At 37.8% G+C, this 20637-nt stretch carries 16 protein-coding genes; 9 read left to right on the top strand and 7 right to left on the bottom strand.

Features of this window, described 5'->3' with window-relative positions; genetic code table 11:
- Positions 1-15: 15 nt before the first annotated feature.
- Entirely contained in the window at positions 16-1428 is a 1413-nt protein-coding gene (locus BW935_RS13780) for an ATP-grasp domain-containing protein (protein WP_076502366.1), read from the top strand.
- Complete coding sequence (locus BW935_RS13775; RefSeq protein WP_076502365.1) at positions 1425-1778, top strand: response regulator; 354 nt, start codon at positions 1425-1427, stop codon at positions 1776-1778. The genes BW935_RS13780 and BW935_RS13775 overlap by 4 nt, the downstream gene beginning before the upstream one ends.
- A 30-nt stretch (positions 1779-1808) precedes the next feature.
- Here the strand turns inward: BW935_RS13775 and BW935_RS13770 are convergent, their stop codons facing one another.
- Positions 1809-3692 carry an amidophosphoribosyltransferase gene (locus tag BW935_RS13770; protein ID WP_076502364.1) on the bottom strand — a complete coding sequence of 628 codons (1884 nt, stop codon included), beginning with the start codon at positions 3690-3692 and terminating at the stop codon, positions 1809-1811.
- Positions 3693-3952: 260 nt separating this feature from the next.
- Between BW935_RS13770 and BW935_RS18465 the strand changes: the two genes are divergently transcribed.
- The 3 genes from BW935_RS18465 (at position 3953) to BW935_RS13760 (ending at position 5879) form a co-directional block, all read left to right on the top strand.
- On the top strand, positions 3953-4111 hold the full coding sequence (locus BW935_RS18465) for a hypothetical protein (protein ID WP_175606673.1): 159 nt from the start codon (positions 3953-3955) through the stop codon (positions 4109-4111).
- A gap of 28 nt (positions 4112-4139) precedes the next feature.
- Positions 4140-4469: a hypothetical protein gene (locus BW935_RS13765; RefSeq protein WP_076502363.1), complete on the top strand. Its 330-nt coding sequence runs from the start codon at positions 4140-4142 to the stop codon at positions 4467-4469.
- Between the two features lie 81 nt (positions 4470-4550).
- Positions 4551-5879: a sigma-54-dependent transcriptional regulator gene (locus BW935_RS13760; RefSeq protein ID WP_076502362.1), complete on the top strand. Its 1329-nt coding sequence runs from the start codon at positions 4551-4553 to the stop codon at positions 5877-5879.
- Positions 5880-6033: 154 nt separating this feature from the next.
- Here BW935_RS13760 and BW935_RS13755 read toward each other — a convergent pair whose 3' ends face one another.
- From BW935_RS13755 to tsaD, 4 genes are read right to left on the bottom strand one after another with little or no spacing between them, the layout of a single operon-like run.
- Complete coding sequence (locus tag BW935_RS13755) at positions 6034-8538, bottom strand: hybrid sensor histidine kinase/response regulator (protein WP_076502361.1); 2505 nt, start codon at positions 8536-8538, stop codon at positions 6034-6036.
- A 46-nt stretch (positions 8539-8584) separates the two neighbouring features.
- A complete protein-coding gene (locus BW935_RS13750; RefSeq protein WP_076502360.1) occupies positions 8585-9091 on the bottom strand; it encodes an HNH endonuclease in 507 nt (168 codons plus the stop codon).
- Between the two features lie 54 nt (positions 9092-9145).
- Positions 9146-9610, bottom strand: coding sequence for an SsrA-binding protein (gene smpB, locus BW935_RS13745; protein ID WP_076502359.1), 465 nt, complete (start codon positions 9608-9610; stop codon positions 9146-9148).
- A 4-nt stretch (positions 9611-9614) separates the two neighbouring features.
- A complete protein-coding gene (gene tsaD / locus BW935_RS13740; protein ID WP_076502358.1) occupies positions 9615-10619 on the bottom strand; it encodes a tRNA (adenosine(37)-N6)-threonylcarbamoyltransferase complex transferase subunit TsaD in 1005 nt (334 codons plus the stop codon).
- Between the two features lie 14 nt (positions 10620-10633).
- Between tsaD and BW935_RS13735 the strand changes: the two genes are divergently transcribed.
- From BW935_RS13735 to BW935_RS13720, 4 genes are all read left to right on the top strand, one after another.
- The gene (locus BW935_RS13735; protein ID WP_076502357.1) at positions 10634-15229 is read left to right on the top strand and encodes a translocation/assembly module TamB domain-containing protein; all 4596 of its coding nucleotides are present in this window, start codon (positions 10634-10636) and stop codon (positions 15227-15229) included.
- A gap of 65 nt (positions 15230-15294) precedes the next feature.
- Complete coding sequence (locus BW935_RS13730) at positions 15295-16596, top strand: cryptochrome/photolyase family protein (RefSeq protein WP_076502356.1); 1302 nt, start codon at positions 15295-15297, stop codon at positions 16594-16596.
- Entirely contained in the window at positions 16593-17546 is a 954-nt protein-coding gene (locus BW935_RS13725; protein WP_076502355.1) for a Smr/MutS family protein, read from the top strand. Before BW935_RS13730 ends, BW935_RS13725 begins: the two co-directional genes overlap by 4 nt.
- A gap of 3 nt (positions 17547-17549) precedes the next feature.
- Positions 17550-18383 (top strand): hypothetical protein, encoded by an 834-nt coding sequence (locus tag BW935_RS13720; protein WP_076502354.1) that lies wholly within the window; start codon positions 17550-17552, stop codon positions 18381-18383.
- Between the two features lie 342 nt (positions 18384-18725).
- Here BW935_RS13720 and BW935_RS13715 read toward each other — a convergent pair whose 3' ends face one another.
- Both BW935_RS13715 and BW935_RS13710 read right to left on the bottom strand, forming a co-directional pair.
- On the bottom strand, positions 18726-19166 hold the full coding sequence (locus tag BW935_RS13715; protein ID WP_076502353.1) for an Hsp20/alpha crystallin family protein: 441 nt from the start codon (positions 19164-19166) through the stop codon (positions 18726-18728).
- 160 nt (positions 19167-19326) lie between these two features.
- On the bottom strand, positions 19327-20472 hold the full coding sequence (locus BW935_RS13710; protein WP_076502352.1) for a cystathionine gamma-synthase: 1146 nt from the start codon (positions 20470-20472) through the stop codon (positions 19327-19329).
- Between the last annotated feature and the right edge of the window lie 165 nt (positions 20473-20637).

Raw genomic sequence — 20637 nt, 5'->3', positions numbered from 1 at the left:
TAAAAAAATAAGTATATGAAATTGTCTATTTCAAAAAATGTCCACCTCGTAGAACCAGGGGATTTCGAGCCCACGGATCATTGGTATCCGAGAGTCTTGAATTCAAATATTCATCCACTGGTCTCTTATTTTCTCAATTTGACACACGAGCAGTTGGCAGAAAGGTACCATAGATTGCATCCGCAAAGTGATTTAGCAAGTCTTTTGGAAATACTTCGTTATCAACCTCAGTATTTTCGCTGGGCAGGTACAGACTTGATGCACGTCACCAACCACGAAGGGAATAGAAAACTTACCGTGATCGAGACCAATAGCTGTCCTTCTGGTCAAAAATCTATGCCCCTTCTAGACCTCAACGTAGAGCAAGGTGGCTATAAGAGGCTGATTGAAAAGACATTCAAACCTATGGTCGATGCGCACACCATGGATGGGGCATTAGCGGTCATTTATGATAAAAATCCCATGGAAAACATTGGCTATGCAGCTACAATTGCCGATGTTTTTGAAGAAAATGTCTTTTTAGCCAAGTTTGATAAAGCGGACATCGATCCACCCGTGAAGTTTGATGGTGGCATTATGTATGTCAGAAATGAAAAAGAAGAATGGGTCAAAGTAAGAGCTGCCTTTAGGTATGTCACTCAAGAACCATGGACTAGGCTACCCAAGCAAACCAAGACACTTATTCTAAATCCAATCGAAGCCTGTCTTTCGGGTGGAAGAAACAAGGAAATCGCAAGTGCAGCCTATGATGTCTTCAATGAGCAGTTCAAAGATAAAGGGATCGGAATATTTACACCAAAGACATTCAGAAAGGTAAAATATGCTGAATTGCAAGGTCACTTTGATAGGCTTGGAGGAAGCATGGTGATCAAAGTTCCCGATTCAAATGCCGGACAGGGTGTCTACACTGTGGTTAGTCAAAAAGAACTGGATCACGCCATGGCTGAAATCAATCCAGATGATGAATATTTGATCCAAGAATTGATTCATAGTAATTTTAGCAAAAACCTTGATCCAACTAAAGCTTGGTATCATGTAGGTACGATTCCAGATTCCAAAGGAAGAAGCTTTGCATTTGACCTTAGGTTGATGATGCATGCGACAGATGAGGGAATACGGCCATTGGCAGTATATTCGAGAAGATCCAGGTTCCCCCTCAACCAAGAGCTTCCTGAGGATATGAATTCTTGGGAAGTGTATGGCACCAACCTTTCTATCAAAGGGGAAGATGGTTGGACGTATGCTGATGAAAGGCTGATGTTATTTGATATCAGGAATTTTGGGCAGCTTGGATTAGGTATAGACGAATTGATCAAAGGTTTTATCCAAAGTGCTATGGCAGTATATGCCATTGATCAAAATGCTATCAAAATCTATGGCAGTAGCCCAATTAAAGATTATTTTACCACCCAAAACCAAGAATCATGAATAAGAAGATATTAATCGTAGAAGATGATGTAGTTTTCTGCAGACTATTGACAAAATTTCTATCAAGAAATAATTATGAAGTCATGGATGCCCAAAATGGTAAAGATGCTTTTGAACTGATGGAAATGAACGAGTTCAAGTTGGCAATATTGGACTATAGGCTTCCTGACATGACTGGATTAGAGATTTTGGAAAAACTCAAATCAAAATCTCCTGGCTCTAAAATAATTCTGATTACACGCTATGGTGATCAAGATATTGCCAATCAGGCAATAGAAAAGGGAGCAGATGCCTTCATTTCTAAACCTATCAATCCCAATGAATTACTTGAAGTCATCAATAAGTTATAAAAAAAGCAGCCATCCGGCTGCTTTTTTAAATTAATATGCTCTAATCGTTTTGCCCTCCATGTAGTTGACAAAAGCACGATTCACAACACGCATTCCTCCTGGGGTTGGGAAATCTCCTGTAAAATACCAGTCTCCTAAGTGATTTGGACAAGCTTTGTGTAGGTTGTCCACGGTTTGATAAATTACTTTAACTTCAGCCTTGATATTTTCTGAGGTGATAATTTCAGCGATTTTATCTGATATTTCTTGATCTGTAAATGGCTCGTATAGCCCTTTGACATAATTGATATCAAGTACTTCACCAGAATTTGCCTGTTCATAAACATCATTCATCAAGGACTCCATTCCTTTTTCTTTGAGCAAAGCTATCGTCGCTCTGAAAGCAATGAACTCTTTCATTTTAGACATATCAATGCCATAGCAATCAGGGAATCTGATCTGTGGGGCTGAGGAGACGATCACGATACGCTTAGGTTCCAATTTATCCAGTGTAGTTAGGATACTCTTTTCTAAAGTAGTTCCACGCACAATGCTATCATCTATGACTACAAGCGTATCAATCCCTGACCTGACTACCTCATAGGTGGTATCATAGACATTAGCCACCATAGCGTCTCTATCAGAATCATTGGTGATAAAAGTTCTCAGCTTGACATCTTTGGAAACTAATTTTTCCACCCTAGGTCTGAAATTCAACAGCTCCTCTAAGTCTTCAAGATGTGGCTTACCTTCCAGCAAAACCTCTCTCCTCTTTGCACTAAGATAATCTTCCAAACCTTCTATCATTCCCAAGAATGCTGTCTCTGCGGTATTAGGAATGTAAGAAAACACAGTGTTTTTCAAATCAAAATCTATTGCTTGAAGAATCTGAGGGATCAAAGCCTTGCCTAACAGCTTTCGCTCTCTGTAGATATCTGGATCTGTACCTCTAGAAAAATAGATTCTCTCAAAAGAGCATGATTTCTTCTCTCTTGCAGGCATGATTTCATGCTCAGCAAAGTTCCCATCTTTGTTGATGACAAGTGCATTTCCTGGTTGGATCTCCTTGATTTGTTTGAAATCGATATCGAAAGCAGATTTGATAGCTGGTTTTTCAGAAGCGACAACAACTATCTCATCATCTGCATAATAATATGCTGGTCTTATCCCAGAAGGATCTCTTACAACAAAGCTCGATCCATTACCAATCAAACCTGCCATGGCATACCCTCCATCAAAATCTCTGCAAGATCTTCTCAGGATTCTTGCAACATCCAATTCATCCTCAATAACTGCTGTGATCTGCTCGTTGGAATACTGATGCTTGTATTTATCAAAAATTCGCTGATTTTCTTCATCCAAAAAGTGCCCGATCTTTTCCATGACCGTAACTGTATCTGTCTTTTCCTTTGGGTGCTGTCCGAGTTCTACCAGTTTCCCAAAAAGTTCCTCCACATTGGTCATGTTAAAGTTACCCGCCATGACCAGATTTCTACTTCTCCAGTTATTCTGCTTGAGAAAAGGGTGGCAAGTCTCGATACTATTTTCCCCATGTGTGCCATACCTCAAATGCCCTAGCCAAACTTCTCCCGTGAAAGCTATGTTTTCCTTGAGCCAATCAGCATCATGTAAAGCTTGGTCACCACCAAGTTTCTTGGCTTTTTTATATTTTTTTTGAATCTTATCAAAAATAAAATTCACAGCTTGAGGCTCAATCGATCTATATCTACTGATATACCTAGTACCTGGCTTGGTGTTGATTTTGATATTGGCTACTCCTGCTCCATCTTGACCTCTATTGATTTGCTTTTGCATCAAGACATATAGTCTATTTGAGACATAAGCTGGAGATCCATATTTGTCTATATAATACTGGAGGGGTTTGCGGAGTCTAATAAGAGCTATTCCACATTCGTGCTTAATCTGATCACTCATTGGGTTGGGCGAAAGTTATATTTGAGCATGTAAAGTTAGCTCTTTTTTAGAAGATAAGAGAAAGAAAAGTATTTAGAATTCTCCTACCCATTATTAAGCTTACGCTTGGATTTTTTGAAAGATAATCATCTGGTATACAAAATGGGGATATGATACTTCTCAAACTGTGGAAAAATTCCCCACCTATCATTTCAGAACCTCCACTTTAGAGCTTTTAAGTATCATTCTTACGATGGCATACCATTTTCATATAAGTTATCATGAATAAGTTCACAATGATACTGACGCTTTTGCTTGGCATGATGATGTTATTCACATCAAGCTATTTCTCTTTGCAAAAAAAGAAGTTCAAGCAAGGAGTGGAAGTTATGAATGAATTCTATTCAGCAGAGTTAGAAAAAAGCTTTTACATACCTTAATTCAATTTATAAACTAAACTAAAATACCATGAAAACTCAGATGATGATTGCCGCAATTTTATTCTTTGGTGCTGCAACAATACCACTGGAAAGTGTGTCAAAAGACCTAGTTGCAAATGTAGCGCTGATTGATCTACAAGAAAAAGAAAAAATAGAAGCCTCAGCCCTTCCTGATCCTGTCAAAAAAAGTATATCCGATGACCCTACCGTCTCAGAGCTCCCTATTCTAGAAGTATGGAAAATAAAGAGTGAGGATGGGAAGAAATATTTTAAAATTAAATTTGAAAATGGAGGTGAAGGATTGACTAAAAAATATGACACTGAAGGTGTTGAAATAAAAGAAACACATTCGTTTTGATCTTTTAAATCATAAATAGGTGTTTGAAACTTTCATTCACCTATTTTTACCTATATTTTTGTTTTACTATTATTTAACTGGATGAAACATATTTTACTCGTAGAAGACGATCTTAGCTATTCAAGAATCATAAAGACTTTTTTGGAAAAGAATGGCTTTCATGTATTTGCTACCGACCATATCAAGGAAGCGATTCAAATTGCTAAAAGAGAAGAGATAGATTTGATCATCACAGACTTTAGACTGCCTGATGGGACAGGACTAGAGCTGCTGACCCAATACAAATCACTCAAAAGTAATACTCCAACCATTCTCATCACCAACTATGCTGATATCAGGATTGCCGTAAAAGCTATGAAAATGGGGGCCTTTGAGTATATCACCAAGCCAATCAACCCTGATGAACTTTTGCTTACAGTAAAAGATGCATTGAAAACCCCTAAATCAACAGAAGAGTCTTCAAACCCGAATAGCATTCAAGGTTTAGACTATATAGTGGGTAAAAGTCCCGATGCCATCCAACTTGAAAATCACATTCAGCTAGTAGCACCCACAGACCTCAATGTACTTATCCTAGGCGAAACGGGAACAGGCAAAGAGTATATCTCCAGAAGAATCCATCATCACTCCTACCGATCTCAACAATCATTTGTTGCAGTGGACTGTGGCACACTCTCCAAAGATCTTGCGGGTAGTGAACTTTTCGGCCATATGAAGGGGGCATTTACAGGAGCCAGTGAAACTAAAGCTGGACATTTTGAAGCCGCTCAAGGTGGCACTATATTTTTGGATGAAATTGGAAACTTGGACTACGAGTCACAAATCAAACTATTGAGAGCCTTGGAGGAAAAGAAAATCAGGAAGATTGGAAGTACTCAAGAAATTGATATTGATGTAAGAATATTGGTAGCAACTAATGAAAACCTATTTCAACAAGTACAGGAAGGTAAGTTTAGAGAAGATTTATATTATCGATTGAATGAGTTCTCCATTACCGCACTTCCCTTGAAAGATAGAAAAGGAGACTTAATGCTTTTTGCAGAACAGTTTTTGGCAGAAAGTTCTCAAAAACTCAATAAAAAACTTGATGGGTTTTCGGAAGAAGTCATCGGCCAATTCATGCAATATAGCTGGCCTGGCAACCTCCGCGAGCTTCGAAATGTTGTCAGAAGAGCAAGCCTTTTAGAAACTAACACTTACATTTCATTAGCAGCAATCCCCACTGAGATTCTTCAGCACCAATCAAACGAATCTTCGCAGCTTACCATCAAGGAACAAAGAGATTTCGACGAAAAAAATAGCATCAAAGAAACCCTAATTGCTACGCGGTACAATAAAACCAAGACAGCAGAATTACTAGGCATAGATAGAAAGACCCTATACAATAAAATGAAGAAATACGGTTTATAGAATTCTATCCCGAGTATCTGTAGATCAATTTCTTTAACTCATGAGTGGTTTCTAAAAATCTCTTCCATAACAATCTGATCAGGTCAATTTTTAGCGAATTACAGACTGTAGTAGAAAAGCAACATCTCTTTAGGGATCTTTCCCTTACTATTTATTAAACCTCAATCCTCAAATTGATTTTTAATTCACTGAAAAGATTTTGCATCCCTGAAATCAATTCAGTAATCTGATCTTTCATTCCTTCGTTTTGCCCATTTTTCAATGCCACTTCTATCGCTTTTGCTTTTTCAGATAGTGGAGATTTGATCTGTCCTAATCTACTTGCCAATTGATGTGTTATCTCTCTAATCTTCCCAAAATCACTTTGCCCTAAGCACATTTTCAATCTATCCATATCATTGATGCCCTCTGAGATAAAATCCTGCATAATCTCAGCAAAAAGCTCTTGGTCTCCCATTGAAAACTTCTCCATATCTGACAGATCATAAGTTTTTTCCTTGGCTATTTTGACCTCTTTATCAGAGACTACTCCTTTGGAATGATTAGAATTGAGCAAGGCTAGGTCAAGATGACTACTCAGCAAATCATAAAGTTTCTCTTCATCAAATGGCTTCAACAGAATATCTACAAATCCCTTTTCTTTCAGTTTCTGTTGTTCATCTGCAAATACATTAGCTGTCATTGCAAATACTTTAGCTATGTCTTTACCAAAATCTTTCTGAAGCAAATTGAGTACCTCCACACCATCAACTTCAGGCATTTGAATATCAACCAATGCAAGATCGAAATCCTCTTGCTGATAGGATTCCTTGAACGCCTTTCCTCCCAAATAGCTCTTCACAATGGCACCTTTACTTTCCAATAATAACCTCAGCAATTTCAAACCCATTCGGTCATCATCTATTATTAGGAATGTGAGACCTTCCAATTTGAAATCATGTTTAGCAGTTAATTTATTTGCAACTTGCACTTGACTAAGCTCCATTGGAATGCTGATCTCAATCACAGTCCCCCTATCCTGTTCACTATCTACTTGAATTGTTCCTCCTTGTAAATCCACAAGTCTTTTGACAATTGACAATCCTAAACCTGTACCTCCAAATTTCCTTGTAATGGATCCATCTCCTTGATTGAACTCTTGAAATATTTGCTGCTTGACTTCCTTAGATATACCAATCCCAGAATCCTCCACCGTCATCTGAAGGCTGCCATCAATGTAAACAACTTGCACATTGACATATCCTTTTTCAGTAAATTTGATCGCATTGGAGAGTAGATTGTTCATAATCTGATTGATTCTCAACTGATCACCTACTAATGTATGGTTCTTAGGCAACTGTATATCCCAATCAAAAGCCAAACCTTTCTCTTCAGTCTTAAAAGAATAAAAACTCTTCATGGCTACAAACAATTGTAATCCGTCAAAAGGCTGTTTCTCAATAGAGATTTTTCCAGCTTCCAATTTTGAAAAATCTAAAATATCATTGACAATTTGCATCAAGGTAGCTGATGCAAATCCTATCATTTGGACGAATTCAGTTTGATGCTCATTCAAATGCGTCTTTTTCAAAAGATCTTGATATCCTTGGATTGCATGTAGTGGATTTCGAATCTCATGACTCATATTTGCCAAAAAATTTTGCTTGGCTTTTGCTAGGTCATCGGAATGCTGCTTGGCTCTTTCTAACCCAAGTCGATACTTCTCAGCTCTTCTAACTTCCTTTAGTATTGTATAAACAAAGCCAACGGACCCTATTACCCCTAAAAAAACAAGCCCTCCTAATATCAATGATACATTGTAGGTTAAGTTATATGCAGATTCATTTTTCTCTCTATACTGCGCTAGAAGACTTCTTTGCATATTGCTTATCAGGCTCTGTATTTCTGAAAAAACCTCAGTATTTTTCCCTTGCAAAGAAACTTCCAACTGTATAAAGTTTTCTCTTAACTCTTGTTCGTCTTTGTAAAGCCTAGTAACTAGATTCTTGAGGGCAACTAATACAGAATCAGATTCCTGTCGAGATAATCGAGTGCCAGACTGTACCAAATTGAGTGCTTCTAACTCTTCTACTATATCTGATATATTATCTCTATCTTCCTCAGTGAGGATTTCTTCCTCTTCTTCACTAAGTGTCGATTCACTATCACCAAAAAGATCTCTTCTTCTCAAGTTTCCTAAAAATTCCAATTCCGAGGTTTGCTTTTGTCTTTGGATTTTTATTTCTATTGTCTTCAAAGCTTCTTCGCTAAAACTTCTGTTGGTTAATCTATACCTGATTTCTTCCAACCCCGCATAGGAAACTAACAACTCCTGAATATTTAAGTTGATTTTATCAAAACTCTCTTTTTCTGATTTATTGTCTGCGTTTTGATTGAGCCACTTGATTCGATCTACTATTCTTTCATAAGCCTCATTGAAAATTGAGTCTTTGTCAGATGTTCTATCAGCCTTAGATAAATCCAAAAGATAAACATCCGCCATCAATCCATTGAGTTGTCGCAGCTTTTGATTTGGTTCTGATAAATTCTCTACTGTATCCAACAGATTTTGAATACTAATAAAAGTAACTATGCTAACACTAATCACTAAAAATACAGCTAAGAAAAATCCCAATGCAACTTTGTTTCCTACCTTAAAAATATTTTTTGCTGACTTCATATTACAAGATTTTCAGCGAATCATAAGGCAAAAATTATTCCAAAGATCAATAAGCTTTAACGGTCAAAAAAGGAAGCCACTCTTCCGCTTGTCGTTCTGCATACTCTGCTAGAAAATATGCAAGACTAGGTTTAAAAGGCTTTGAGCGAAGCATCATTCCGCTTTGTTCAGGGGTTTTATCTCCTTTGGTCACATTACACCTATTACATGCTGTAATTAGATTTGTCCAATTAGTTTTTCCGCCTTTTGATTTTGGAATCACATGATCTATGGTGAGATTTTTCTTAGATCCACAGTATTGACATTCGCCCTTATCTCTTCTAAATAGGTTGACACGATTAAGTAATACACCTCTGAATGGAATATTTTTATACTCGTTTAGCCTAACTACAGCTGGGTAGCTGTAGCTCATACTGACAGTGCGTATGGTAAGTGATTCATAATAAGTAAGGCAACTTGCCTTTTCCAAAAAAATCAACACAAATGCTTTCTGAACTGTCACTACAGCCACTGGAGAATGATCCATGTTCAGTACCAAAACACGCTTTTCCATATTCAGTTTTATTAATCCAAACTGACCGAAAAACATGCTGTTTAATCTGATTGTTTAATAGGTCAGCCTACTCATTTCCTTTTTCAGATCTTTTTCTTTGATATCATTCCTCTTGTCGTGGAGCTTTTTACCCCTTGCTAAGGCGATCTCAAGTTTCGCCAATCCCTTGTCATTGAGAAATACTCTTACAGGAATGATGGAAAGACCCTTTTCTGAAAATTTAGTTTCTAATTTATCAAGTTCTTTCTTGTTTAGCAAAAGTTTGCGCTCACGAACTGCATCATGATTATAGCTTGCTGCCATAGAATATGGAGCGATGTGCATCTGCTTGATATACAATTCCCCAGATCTAAAATAGCAATATGCTTCTGTCAAAGAAACCTTCCCTTCCCGAATAGACTTGATTTCGGTTCCTTTCAGTACCAATCCAGCGGTGAATTTTTCGATAAACTCAAACTCATAGCTCGCTTTCTTATTTTTTATATTGATGATTTTCTCAAATCTACTTTTCTTATTCATAAGCTTATATTTTCATCCTTGCTTCTGGACTCGCATCGAGTCCTAGGAATTCACTTTGCTGATACTTATAATGCGCGGCCATCGCAATCATGGCTGCATTATCGGTGCAATACTCAAATTTGGGGATGTAGGTTTTCCACTTCAACTTCTCAGCCAGTACTTCGAGTTCCCTTCTCAAACCTGAATTTGCAGAAACTCCTCCTGCAATAGCAATTTCTTTAATTTGATATTCTTTTGCTGCTTTTTTGAGCTTCTGCATCAAAGTCTGTATCAAAGTATATTGTACAGAAGCGCAGATATCATTGATGTGCTCTTCGATAAAATTAGGATTTTCTTTGATCTGATCTCTAAGAAAATAAAGAATCGCAGTCTTGATACCACTGAATGAAAATGTCAATCCTGGCATGTCCGATATTGGGAACTTATATGCTAACGGATTTCCAAGTTGGGCATGCTTATCAATCAAGGGACCACCTGGATATGGCAAGCCCAATAACTTCGCCGTCTTATCGAAAGCTTCTCCAACGGCGTCATCCATAGTCTCTCCTATCACTTCCATTTCCAAATGGCTTTTGACCAGCACTAGTTGGGTATGACCTCCGCTGACTGTAAGACAAATAAAAGGAAAGCTAGGCTTTGGCTCATCTATAAAATGTGCCATGATATGAGCCTCCATGTGATTGACTCCAATCAGTGGGATTCCAAGTGAATAAGCTAATGACTTAGCAAAAGATACCCCTACCATCAACGAGCCCATCAAACCCGGCCCTAAAGTAACCGCAATAGCGTTCAATTCACTTTTTGCCATTCCAGATGAAGAAATGGCCTCTTGAACCACTGGAATGAGGTGCTGCTGATGAGCACGTGATGCAAGTTCAGGAACTACACCACCATATTTTTCATGAACTGATTGCGTGGCGACAATATTATTAAGTATTTTGCCATTAGATATTATAGAAGCCGATGTTTCGTCACAGGATGACTCAATGGCTAGAATATTTACATTCATTTTGTACTACCCCTTTGGAAAAGAAGTCGAAAGTTACGGAAAAAATACTGAAAGCCTTTAAACTGCTATTCAGGTTAATCCTTTTCCTGATTTTGGGGGTGATCTTACTAGCAGGAGCACTTCAGATTCCTGCAGTTCAGACAAAATTCACTGGTTTTCTGACTAATTATATTACCAAACAAACTGGTTTTGACACTTCTATTTCTAGGGTCAATATCCGATGGTGGGATGCTGTGAGTTTAGATGATGTATTGATCTATGATACCCAAGATAGCTTGATGATCAACTTGCAAGAGGTCTTCATAGACTTTTCGATAAAAGGATTACTGGATCGAGAAAACCCAAGTTTAGACCAAATCAAATTGATCAACGGGAATGTCAGATTGCTATCCCACCCCAATGAAGAGGCCTTAAATATCTCCATCTTTTTTGATCGGATCAATAACTTACTACCCAGCTCAGACAAGCCTAGCATCAAACCAAAATTCAGTATCAGTAATATTTTCTTTGAAGAAACATCTCTAGATGTAATCAATTACAAAGGAATTCCAGTGACTTCTGGCTTTGATTACAACCAACTTAGATTTAGAGATTTGCTAGCAGATGCAGATGATTTCTATACCTACGCTGGAGAAGTCGGGTTCAAAACAAATTTTCTAAGAGGCATTGAGGTCACTTCAGGAATAGTCATTCAACAGCTGAAAACAAAATTCACCTACTCACCAAGCTTTATGGAGTTTGATGAATTGTTTTTGAGATCAAATAGAACTGAAATCAAAGATTACCTCAAATTCACCTACGAATCCACTTCTGCTTTATCTAATTTCAATGAAGAAGTACAAATCTTCGCAAGCTTGGATGAATCCACCTTGGACATTCAAGACCTCAAATATTTCACTGACCAAATTCCCGATTTTCAAGACCGCATTACACTCAGTGGGGACATCAAGGGGACCGTTGACCTATTGACTTCCGATCAGCTGCTGATTCGTTTTGGTCAGCGATCTGCACTATTTGGAAAGTTTAATATCAAAGGTCTCCCTGATGTTGCAAATACATTTTTTGAGATGTCGTTGATAAACTCAATTTTGAATAGCAATGATCTCTCGCCGTACATCAGCCAAGATGCTCAGCGAGAAATTAACAAATTCAGAGATATCAGATTTGACACAGATTTCTCTGGCTACCTGACCAATTTTACTGCAAATGGCAACTTCCGAACAGGCATTGGTCAGATGATTGGAAGACTAAACTATCGATATGCCAACAATCAACCCGCATACAATGGCCGGGTAGAATTGAGAAACCTTGATTTAGGTATATTGCTTGAAGACCAAGAGAATTTCCAAAAAGTAACCCTAACAGGGCAAATAAAAGGGACTGGACTGACAGTAGAAACAGCCTTAGTACAGGTAGATGCCGACATCAAAAAACTTGGAATCAACCAATACGATTATACCAATATTGTCAGTAATGCAACTTTTGGTAGGGATCTCTTTAGAGGTCAACTTGAAGTAAATGACCCAAACCTCAAAGCTAACTTTGATGGCGTATTGGATCTCAGGGATAATAAAGATTCCATCAGACTCAACGTACAAATAGATACAGCCTACTTGATGGATTTGAAAATCATGGATAGAGATCTGTTTGTCAGTGGCAAGGTTGACATGGATACCAAGGGTATTACTTTAGATGATATTGAGGGAATTGCAAGATTCAGTGATGTAAACCTCAGCTATGAAGGTAGAAACCTCACAGTTGACAATTTCTTTTTCCAATCCTTATTTACAGATGACTCCAGGTTGATTTCTCTCAATTCGGATCTTTTAGTGGCTGGAATTTCTGGAAAGTTTGAAGTTCAAAAGCTTGTTGACGATGTTTCTCTATTAAGTAGACAGTACTGGGCGATATTGACGAATTCTCCTCTCCCTACTTCGGTTCAAAAAAATATAGATTTTGAGCCTTATAACATCGATATCAATTTAAATCTGATCGATATCAACCCTATCATCAACATTGTAGAACCCAAGGCTTCGATATCAAAAAACACAATTGTAGAAGGAGCTTTCTATCAAACCCCCAGCAATACAATCTTTAATTTCTTCTCTAGCTTAGACTCAATTTACTACAATGGTGGGTTCCTTTTTGATACCAATCTAGACTTCAATACTTCCAAGCTATCCGATTCTGGAGACGTCCTAGCTTCTTTCTATGTTTTTTCAAAAACACAGGAATTAGCCAATGGACTTACTTTTAACAATATGGCCATGGAGGCCATATGGGATGAAAATAAAATTGAACTGACATACAAGCAAGACCAGCTAAGTTCAGAAAGTTACATCAACTTGAGTAGTGAAGTGCGGATTTTTCCAGATCACACTTCAATTGTCATGGATCCTTCAGAACTCAAAGTATTGGATAAAATCTGGCAATTTGATCCCAATAACCAAATATACATAGCTGATAAAATTATCCAGTTTGACAACATAAAGCTGACTAACGAAAGTCAATTCCTAGCACTAAATGGTCGCGTCTCTCCCGAGCCAGATCAGATATTGGGATTGGAAATACACGAAGTCAATCTAGATTTTTTTAATACCTTAAGTCTAAAATCCTATGAAGGTACAGCCAATGGTATATTTTCCTTTGGAAACTTTTATGATATCCTAGCAGTGAATGGAAACTTGACCATCAATGAATTTTACATCAATAATTTCCTGATCGGTGACATAGAAGCAGCTACTTACCTTGAAGATGATAAAATCAACCTAGAGCTCGGAAATATCAGAGAAGGCAAAAAAGTAATCAATATCAATGGATATCTAAGCAATACCGAGGATAATGAAATTGAGCTTAAAGCGCAGCTCAGAGATGCTAATATTTCAGTTTTAGAACCTTTTCTTGATGAATACCTCACACAGATGGGGGGAACTGTAAATGGGGATCTGGATATATCAGGAACCATTATCTCTCCTATCGTATTGGGATCAAGCAGGGTAAATGGTGGTACATTGAAAATTAATTATCTGAATACTTTTTACACCATTGATGGCAACTTGATATTTGACACCAACGAGATTTCCTTCAGAGAGCTTTCCCTCAAAGATATCAATGGAAACATTGCCAACTTGCGAGGTGGCGTAACACATGATGGCTTCAAAGACTTCATTTTGGATATTACTTCCAACATGGAGAATTTTCAAGTACTCAACACTTCATCTAGAGATAATGACCTTTTTTATGGCACAGCCTATGCCACTGGCAGATTGGATATCTTTGGCGCAGCAAATAACCTTGACATCAATGCACGAGCTACTTCACAGGCCAATACTAGGATTTTCATTCCATTTGGCTCAAGTAATATTCAAGCACAAGAAGACTTCATCAATATCATCAATGTCCGAGATACTACTAGAGTAATAGATTTTCAAAATGAAGTAGAAAGAATAGCCATCAACAATATCAGGATGAATTTCGCCCTAGATGTGACGCCAGATGCCTATGTAGAAATTCAAATTGACCCAAGAACTGGCGAAAACATACAAGGTAGAGGAAGAGGAGTCCTCAACCTCAACATTGACACACAGGGTAATTTTTCTATGGCTGGAAACTATGAAATCACCGAAGCAAAGTACAACTTCTCCCTCTATAACATCATCAGGCGGGAGTTTGTAGTACAACCTGGGGGACGTATCTCTTGGTTTGGGGATCCATATGAAGGAGTGATGGACCTGCGTGCCACCTATCAAGAGTCCGTATCACTGCAAAACTTACAGACAGGAACTACACAGGGTAGTGAACTGGAAGATCCACAAATGCGCAGAAGATGGCCACTCAAAGTGATCATGGATTTGAAAGGGAGTATTCTCAGTCCTGAAATTGACTTTGACTTTGACTTTTCTGAATATCCAGAAGGAAATATTCAGACTTATATTTCTGCATTCAGAAACAGAATTGCCAATGACGAGCAGGAAAAAAACCGACAGGTATTTTCAGTCATTATGATGCGCTCATTTTCTCCAGAAGGTCAATTCAGCGGCGTAAGCAACATTGCTAGCTCTAACCTCAGCCAGCTACTATCCTCGCAACTAAATAGCTTCATTGCCCAAGTAGATCAAAACCTGGAAGTGGATATAGATCTAGCTAGTCTAGATCAAAGTGCATTGGAAACATTTCAATTGCGAGTGGCCTATACCTTCCTAGATGGGAGATTGAGGGTTACTAGGGATGGAGGCTTTACAGATTTACAGGGAAATGCTGACATCAATAGCATTGCGGGAGATTGGCAAGCTGAATATCTAATTACGCAAGATGGTCGGTACAGGCTAAGAATCTACAATAGAAACAACTTCAATACCTTCACTTCACTCTCACTTTCTAGAAATGTAGCGACTTATGGAATATCAGTTTCTCAAAATCTGGCTTTCAATTCTTTCAAAGAACTAGTGGATAGATTGACAAGAAAAAATAAAGAAAAGCTGAGAATCAATGATACGGATGATTTTCTAAGGTACCAATTTGAAGATCAGGAAAATTGGAAACCTATTCCCTTGGATAATTTAGAAAGAAAGGTAAGTCCCTTAGATTATCAAATGAAGCTGGAGGATTAATTTGATTGGCTATCGATAAACAATTTTTTATTTCAAGTATTAATGAACTGTTAGCAATTACAATTATGGAAAAAATTAGCATATTCTGGTTCAGAAGAGATTTGAGGTTAGAGGATAATACTGGCTTGTACTATGCCTTTGAGCAGGAAAGTAATGTATTGCCACTGTTTATTTTCGATAGAAACATTTTAGATGATTTGGAAGACAAATCGGATGCTAGGGTAGAATTTATACACCAGCAAATCAGTAGAATTTCAAATGAACTCAGTGATTTTGAAAGCAGTATTTTGGTGAAATACGGAAAACCAGAAGAGGTCTGGAAAGAACTATTGAACACATACGACATTCAAAATGTCTATACGAATAGAGATTATGAACCTTACGCGAAGGAAAGAGATGAATCCATCAAAAAGCTCCTAAAAGAAAAAGGAATTCAATTTCTAGACTTCAAAGACCAAGTGATTTTTGAAAAAGAAGAGATCGTCAATGGTAGTGGTGACTTTTACAAAGTTTTCACACCATATAGTCGAGTCTGGTTGGATAAATTCAAAAAGTCAAATATCGAACTGCTTTCACTAGATGGCAGAAAGAGAAATTTCTACAAAACCAAGCCTTTACCAATCCCTAGCCTTGAAGAAATGGGATTCCAGCAAACTTCAATTGCGATTCCTCCACTCGAAATTGATAAGCCACTGATCAGTAAGTATGATAAAGTGAGGAATTTCCCTGCCATCAATGGGACATCGAGGCTCGGTATTCATTTAAGGTTTGGGACCATCAGCGTCAGAAAGCTAGCCCTAGAGGCAGCTCAGCTGAATGATACTTACTTGAATGAATTGATCTGGAGAGAGTTTTACATGATGATTCTGTTTCATAATCCACAAGTTGTAGATAAAGCCTTCAAACCTCAATACGATACCATTCCTTGGAGAAATGCCGAAGATGACTTCAATAAATGGTGCGAAGGTAAGACCGGCTATCCAATCGTAGATGCTGGGATGCGGGAGTTGAATGCGACTGGATATATGCACAATCGTGTCAGAATGATTGTAGCGAGCTTCTTGACCAAACACCTCTTGATAGACTGGAGATGGGGTGAAGCATATTTTGCTAAGAAGCTATTGGATTTTGAACTATCTTCGAACAATGGAGGCTGGCAGTGGGCCGCTGGTACTGGTACAGATGCACAGCCTTATTTTAGGGTTTTCAACCCAGAATCTCAAACAGAAAAGTTTGACAAAGAACTGAAATACATCAAGAAATGGGTTCCGGAGTATGGTACATCAGCCTATCCAAAACCCATGGTAGACCATAAATTTGCTCGAGAAAGGGCAATAGAAACATACAAAACAGCATTGAATTCATGAATATAGGAGATAGGGTCAGGTTGCTTCACGGCAATGAAGAAGGAGTAATTACGAAAATTTCAAATGGTGGCAGAATAGAAATCGAAATCGAGGATGGGTTTCGAATTCCAGCAATGAAAAACGAGGTAGTGATCATCTCTGCTGCCGAGAGACAATTCTTCGGTGATGGTATCAAAGTAGAAGAAAGCAAGTCCTTCGACCCTAAAAGCTCCAAAGAAAACAGTGCTGAAGGAGTCTATCTAGCCTACATCCCTATCAATGACAAAGACCACAGCATATACCTAGTCAATCAAAGCTCCAGAGCATACCTAACGATGGTATCCGAAGTATTTGGAGACAATAGCCGAACAATAGTTGCCGGAGAATTGGTAGCCAGAGGAAATAAGAAAATTGGAGAAAAATCAATTGCTGATTTTGAGGAATGGCCTACGCTCTTGTGCCAATTTTTCCCTATCCATACGAAAATTGAAAAAACACAACCTTCTTTTGAGCGAAGAATCAAATTCAAGGCCAGCGCTTTTTTTAAAAGTAAGCGAAAGGTTCCTATTCTAGATAAAAATGGATATCTATTTAAGCTGACAGAAAATATCAAGGAAATTGATATCACAGAGCTCAATGAGGAACTGAAGTCCATTTCTCAAACAGCAGTAGACACCAAATTTCCAAAACCTGAAAAAAACATAGATCTTCATATTGAGAAGCTGACAAAAGATTATCCTTTTATGAGTAATGCTGAAATGCTAAAACTCCAAATGGATACTTTCGAAAGAAACCTCAATTATGCCATCGCACACGGAATGGATCAGATTACCTTTATCCATGGCATAGGAAATGGTGTGCTAAGAAAAGAAATCCACAAGCACCTCAGTCAATTGAAAAATATTAAGTACTTTCAAGATGAACAAAAGAGCCCATTTGGTTATGGTGCCACATTGGTCAGAATATCTTAAAAAATGAAAGGAAAGGTTTCCCCCATCTTCAGCTTATTTTCCAGACAGTTTGACGAAGGAAAAGATGCTTTTCTAAACCTCGGTAGGCAATACAAGGGTAAAAAAGCCATTGAGCTGGAGCAAAAACTAATATTTATTGAAATTTTTATTGAACTACTTGGTAGAGTTCATTTTGAAACACCCAATTTGAAATTCGAGCTTTTTGGTCCTTTCAAAGAACTATTTAGAGGTCTAAAAAAGACAAAACACATCAAGTACATTCAAGCGCAATTGGACTTCGTAAAGGCTAAAAATGACTTAACATACAACAGTTACGAGAAAAACTTACTTGATGAAAAGAAAAAACTCTACAATGAAATCTATGAATTAGTAGTTGGAACATCTCTCGAAACATGGAGTCAGCTCTATGATCAGGTGAGAAAAAACTGTGTAGATCTCAAGCCTTTGATGATCAATACAGCTACTACCCAAATCATCAATGAAGAATTGGAATACTTTAATTTAGACAACAAGTCAAAATTAGATTTCAAAGCTTTGAAAGATATTTACGAGGGTTTGAGGGTAATCATTGCTATGGAAAACATTCGAATCGAATCTGGATTCAATCCAATTTTTATAGATGAAGTTCATCAAAAAATGGCTGAACTGCAGCAATCCCTCCTTTATTGGTACCAAAACCACCTCTTGATGCAGCATCTTATTTATTATTTTGGAGACAAAGAAGAGATATCTAAAAAATACCGTGATCTACACAGTTTTCTCAAGTCCAATAAAAAATCACTGACAAGCAAAGTAGAATCACAATGTAAGTTCCTTTTTGATAGAATTTTGGATTGAGGAATAGTCCATTTGAAAATTGAAAGATTGGATGCATTATGAGAAATTACGAGTAGCTGCAATTAGATAACTAACCAATTTAAATTAGGTCTTGGATCAACACGACACTAATAGATATTGACTCCGTCACAGCGGAGGAAATATTCATTGATTTCCTGTCCCGGTTTATCGAGATTGTCGTGAAATCATAGGTTAATTTCAATTTTTAGGTTCTACTGGCAAGAAAGTGGATAATCATGTTAGAAATTAACTTCCCATATATAGGAGTCTAAATCAAAGACTAATAAAAATAAAGAAGCCTTGCTCAAGAGCTGAACAAGGCCTGTATTCCAAAAAATCATTCTAGCTTACTTTGATGGACTTTTTGTGATTAGCGGCAGCGTCATTTTTGGGGATAATCACCTTCAAAATTCCATTTTCATACTTTGCGTCAATCTTACTTTCTTCAATATGATTAGGAAGACTGAAAGATCGTCTGACACTTGAATAAGAAAACTCTTTTTTATGGTAATTTTCCTTTTCTTCCTCAGATTTCTGTTCTCTTTCTGCACTTATGCTCAAAACTCCATCACTTACATCGATTTTGAAATCTTTCTTATCGAACCCCGGAGTAGCTAGCTCCAACTTAAATTCATTGTCATTCTCAATGACATTAGCAGAAGGAATCTCCAACTCCTTGCGCTGCATCCAGAAGTCTTTTTCCAAATCAAAAGGATCAGCACCAAAAAAGTCCTGAACCGATTTAGGCCAAAAACCTCCATTTCTTTTAACTAAACTGTTCATAATTTAGGGTTTTTGATGGCTGTATAATAGTTATTTCTATACTATAAATTTACAAACAACCAACCATAAAAAATATGATAATCATCAGATTACCAGATGATTTTACAAATAAAAAGCCCTACCTGGTAGAGCTTATTATTTGTAAAGTTCAAGGATGGACTCAGACCAACTCCAAAGCCCTTTTTAAATCTTCTTTTAAGTCCTCGGCGTCTTCAATTCCTACACTCAACCTGATCAATGAATCTACCAAGCCAACTTTTTCTCTTTCCTCCTTAGGAATACTTGCATGGGTCATAGTCGCTGGGTGGCCACAGAGTGACTCTACACCTCCAAGAGACTCTGCTAGAGCAAAGTAGTGAAGGTTTTTTAACACTTTGGTGGCATCTTCTATTTTGTTTCCTACAAGGGTAAAAGATATCATCCCACCATAATCCCTCATTTGCTTCTTGGCTATATCGTGATTAGGATGATCTTCAAAACCAGGCCAGTAGACTTTCTCTATTTTTGGATGATTTTTGAGAAATGCAGCGATTGTCTTCCCATTTTGACAATGTCTCTCCATTCTCAAGTGCAAAGTTTTGATCCCTCTCAAGACTAAGAAGCAATCTTGAGGTCCAGGAGTAGCACCACAAGCATTTTGAATGAAGGCTAATTTTTCGGCCAATTGATCATCATTGACTATAATCGCTCCCATCACCACGTCCGAATGGCCTCCAAGATATTTGGTTACAGAATGCATCACAAGATCCGCGCCCAGATCAAGAGGATTCTGAAGAAAGGGCGTTGCGAAAGTATTGTCTACGCCCAATAAGATGCTATGCTTTTTAGCTACTTCAGCGATAGCAGCAATATCGATGATGTTCATCATCGGATTGGTCGGCGTTTCTGCCCAGATCAATTTTGTTCTTTCATTGATATAGCTCTCAAGCGTGGCTGGGTTCTCCATGGATACAAAATGGAACTTGATACCATATCGCTCAAAAACCTTGGTAAAAATCCTGTATGATCCTCCATAAAGATCATTGGTGCTTATAACTTCATCACCGGGATTGAGCATTTTGATTATGGCATCTATGGCTCCAAGGCCAGAAGAAAAGCACAGACCGTGTTTCCCGTTTTCTAATGCGGCTAAGTTGTTTTGTAGGGCTGTTCGCGTTGGATTATGCGTTCGAGAATATTCATAGCCTTGATGATCTCCAGGCGATCGCTGCACATAAGTGGATGTTTGAAAAATCGGAGTCATGATGGCTCCTGTAGAAGGATCTGGCTCTACGCCAGCGTGGATTGCTTTAGTTCCAAATTTCATGGTGATTGGTTTAATGAAATAAATTTAGGTCTATAATCTGATCCCTATCCTAAAGAAAGGGCTACAATTACTAACAAGTCAGCATCAGAACAATTCCAAATTTTATGGAAAATTTCCATTTTGGGATGCTGAATCGACTTATTTGCTTTCTTTTGCAATGAATTT

Origin of the sequence: Belliella pelovolcani, assembly GCF_900156785.1 — a bacterium.
GTDB lineage: Bacteria > Bacteroidota > Bacteroidia > Cytophagales > Cyclobacteriaceae > Belliella > Belliella pelovolcani.
This window is presented reverse-complemented; position numbering and strand designations above follow the sequence as displayed.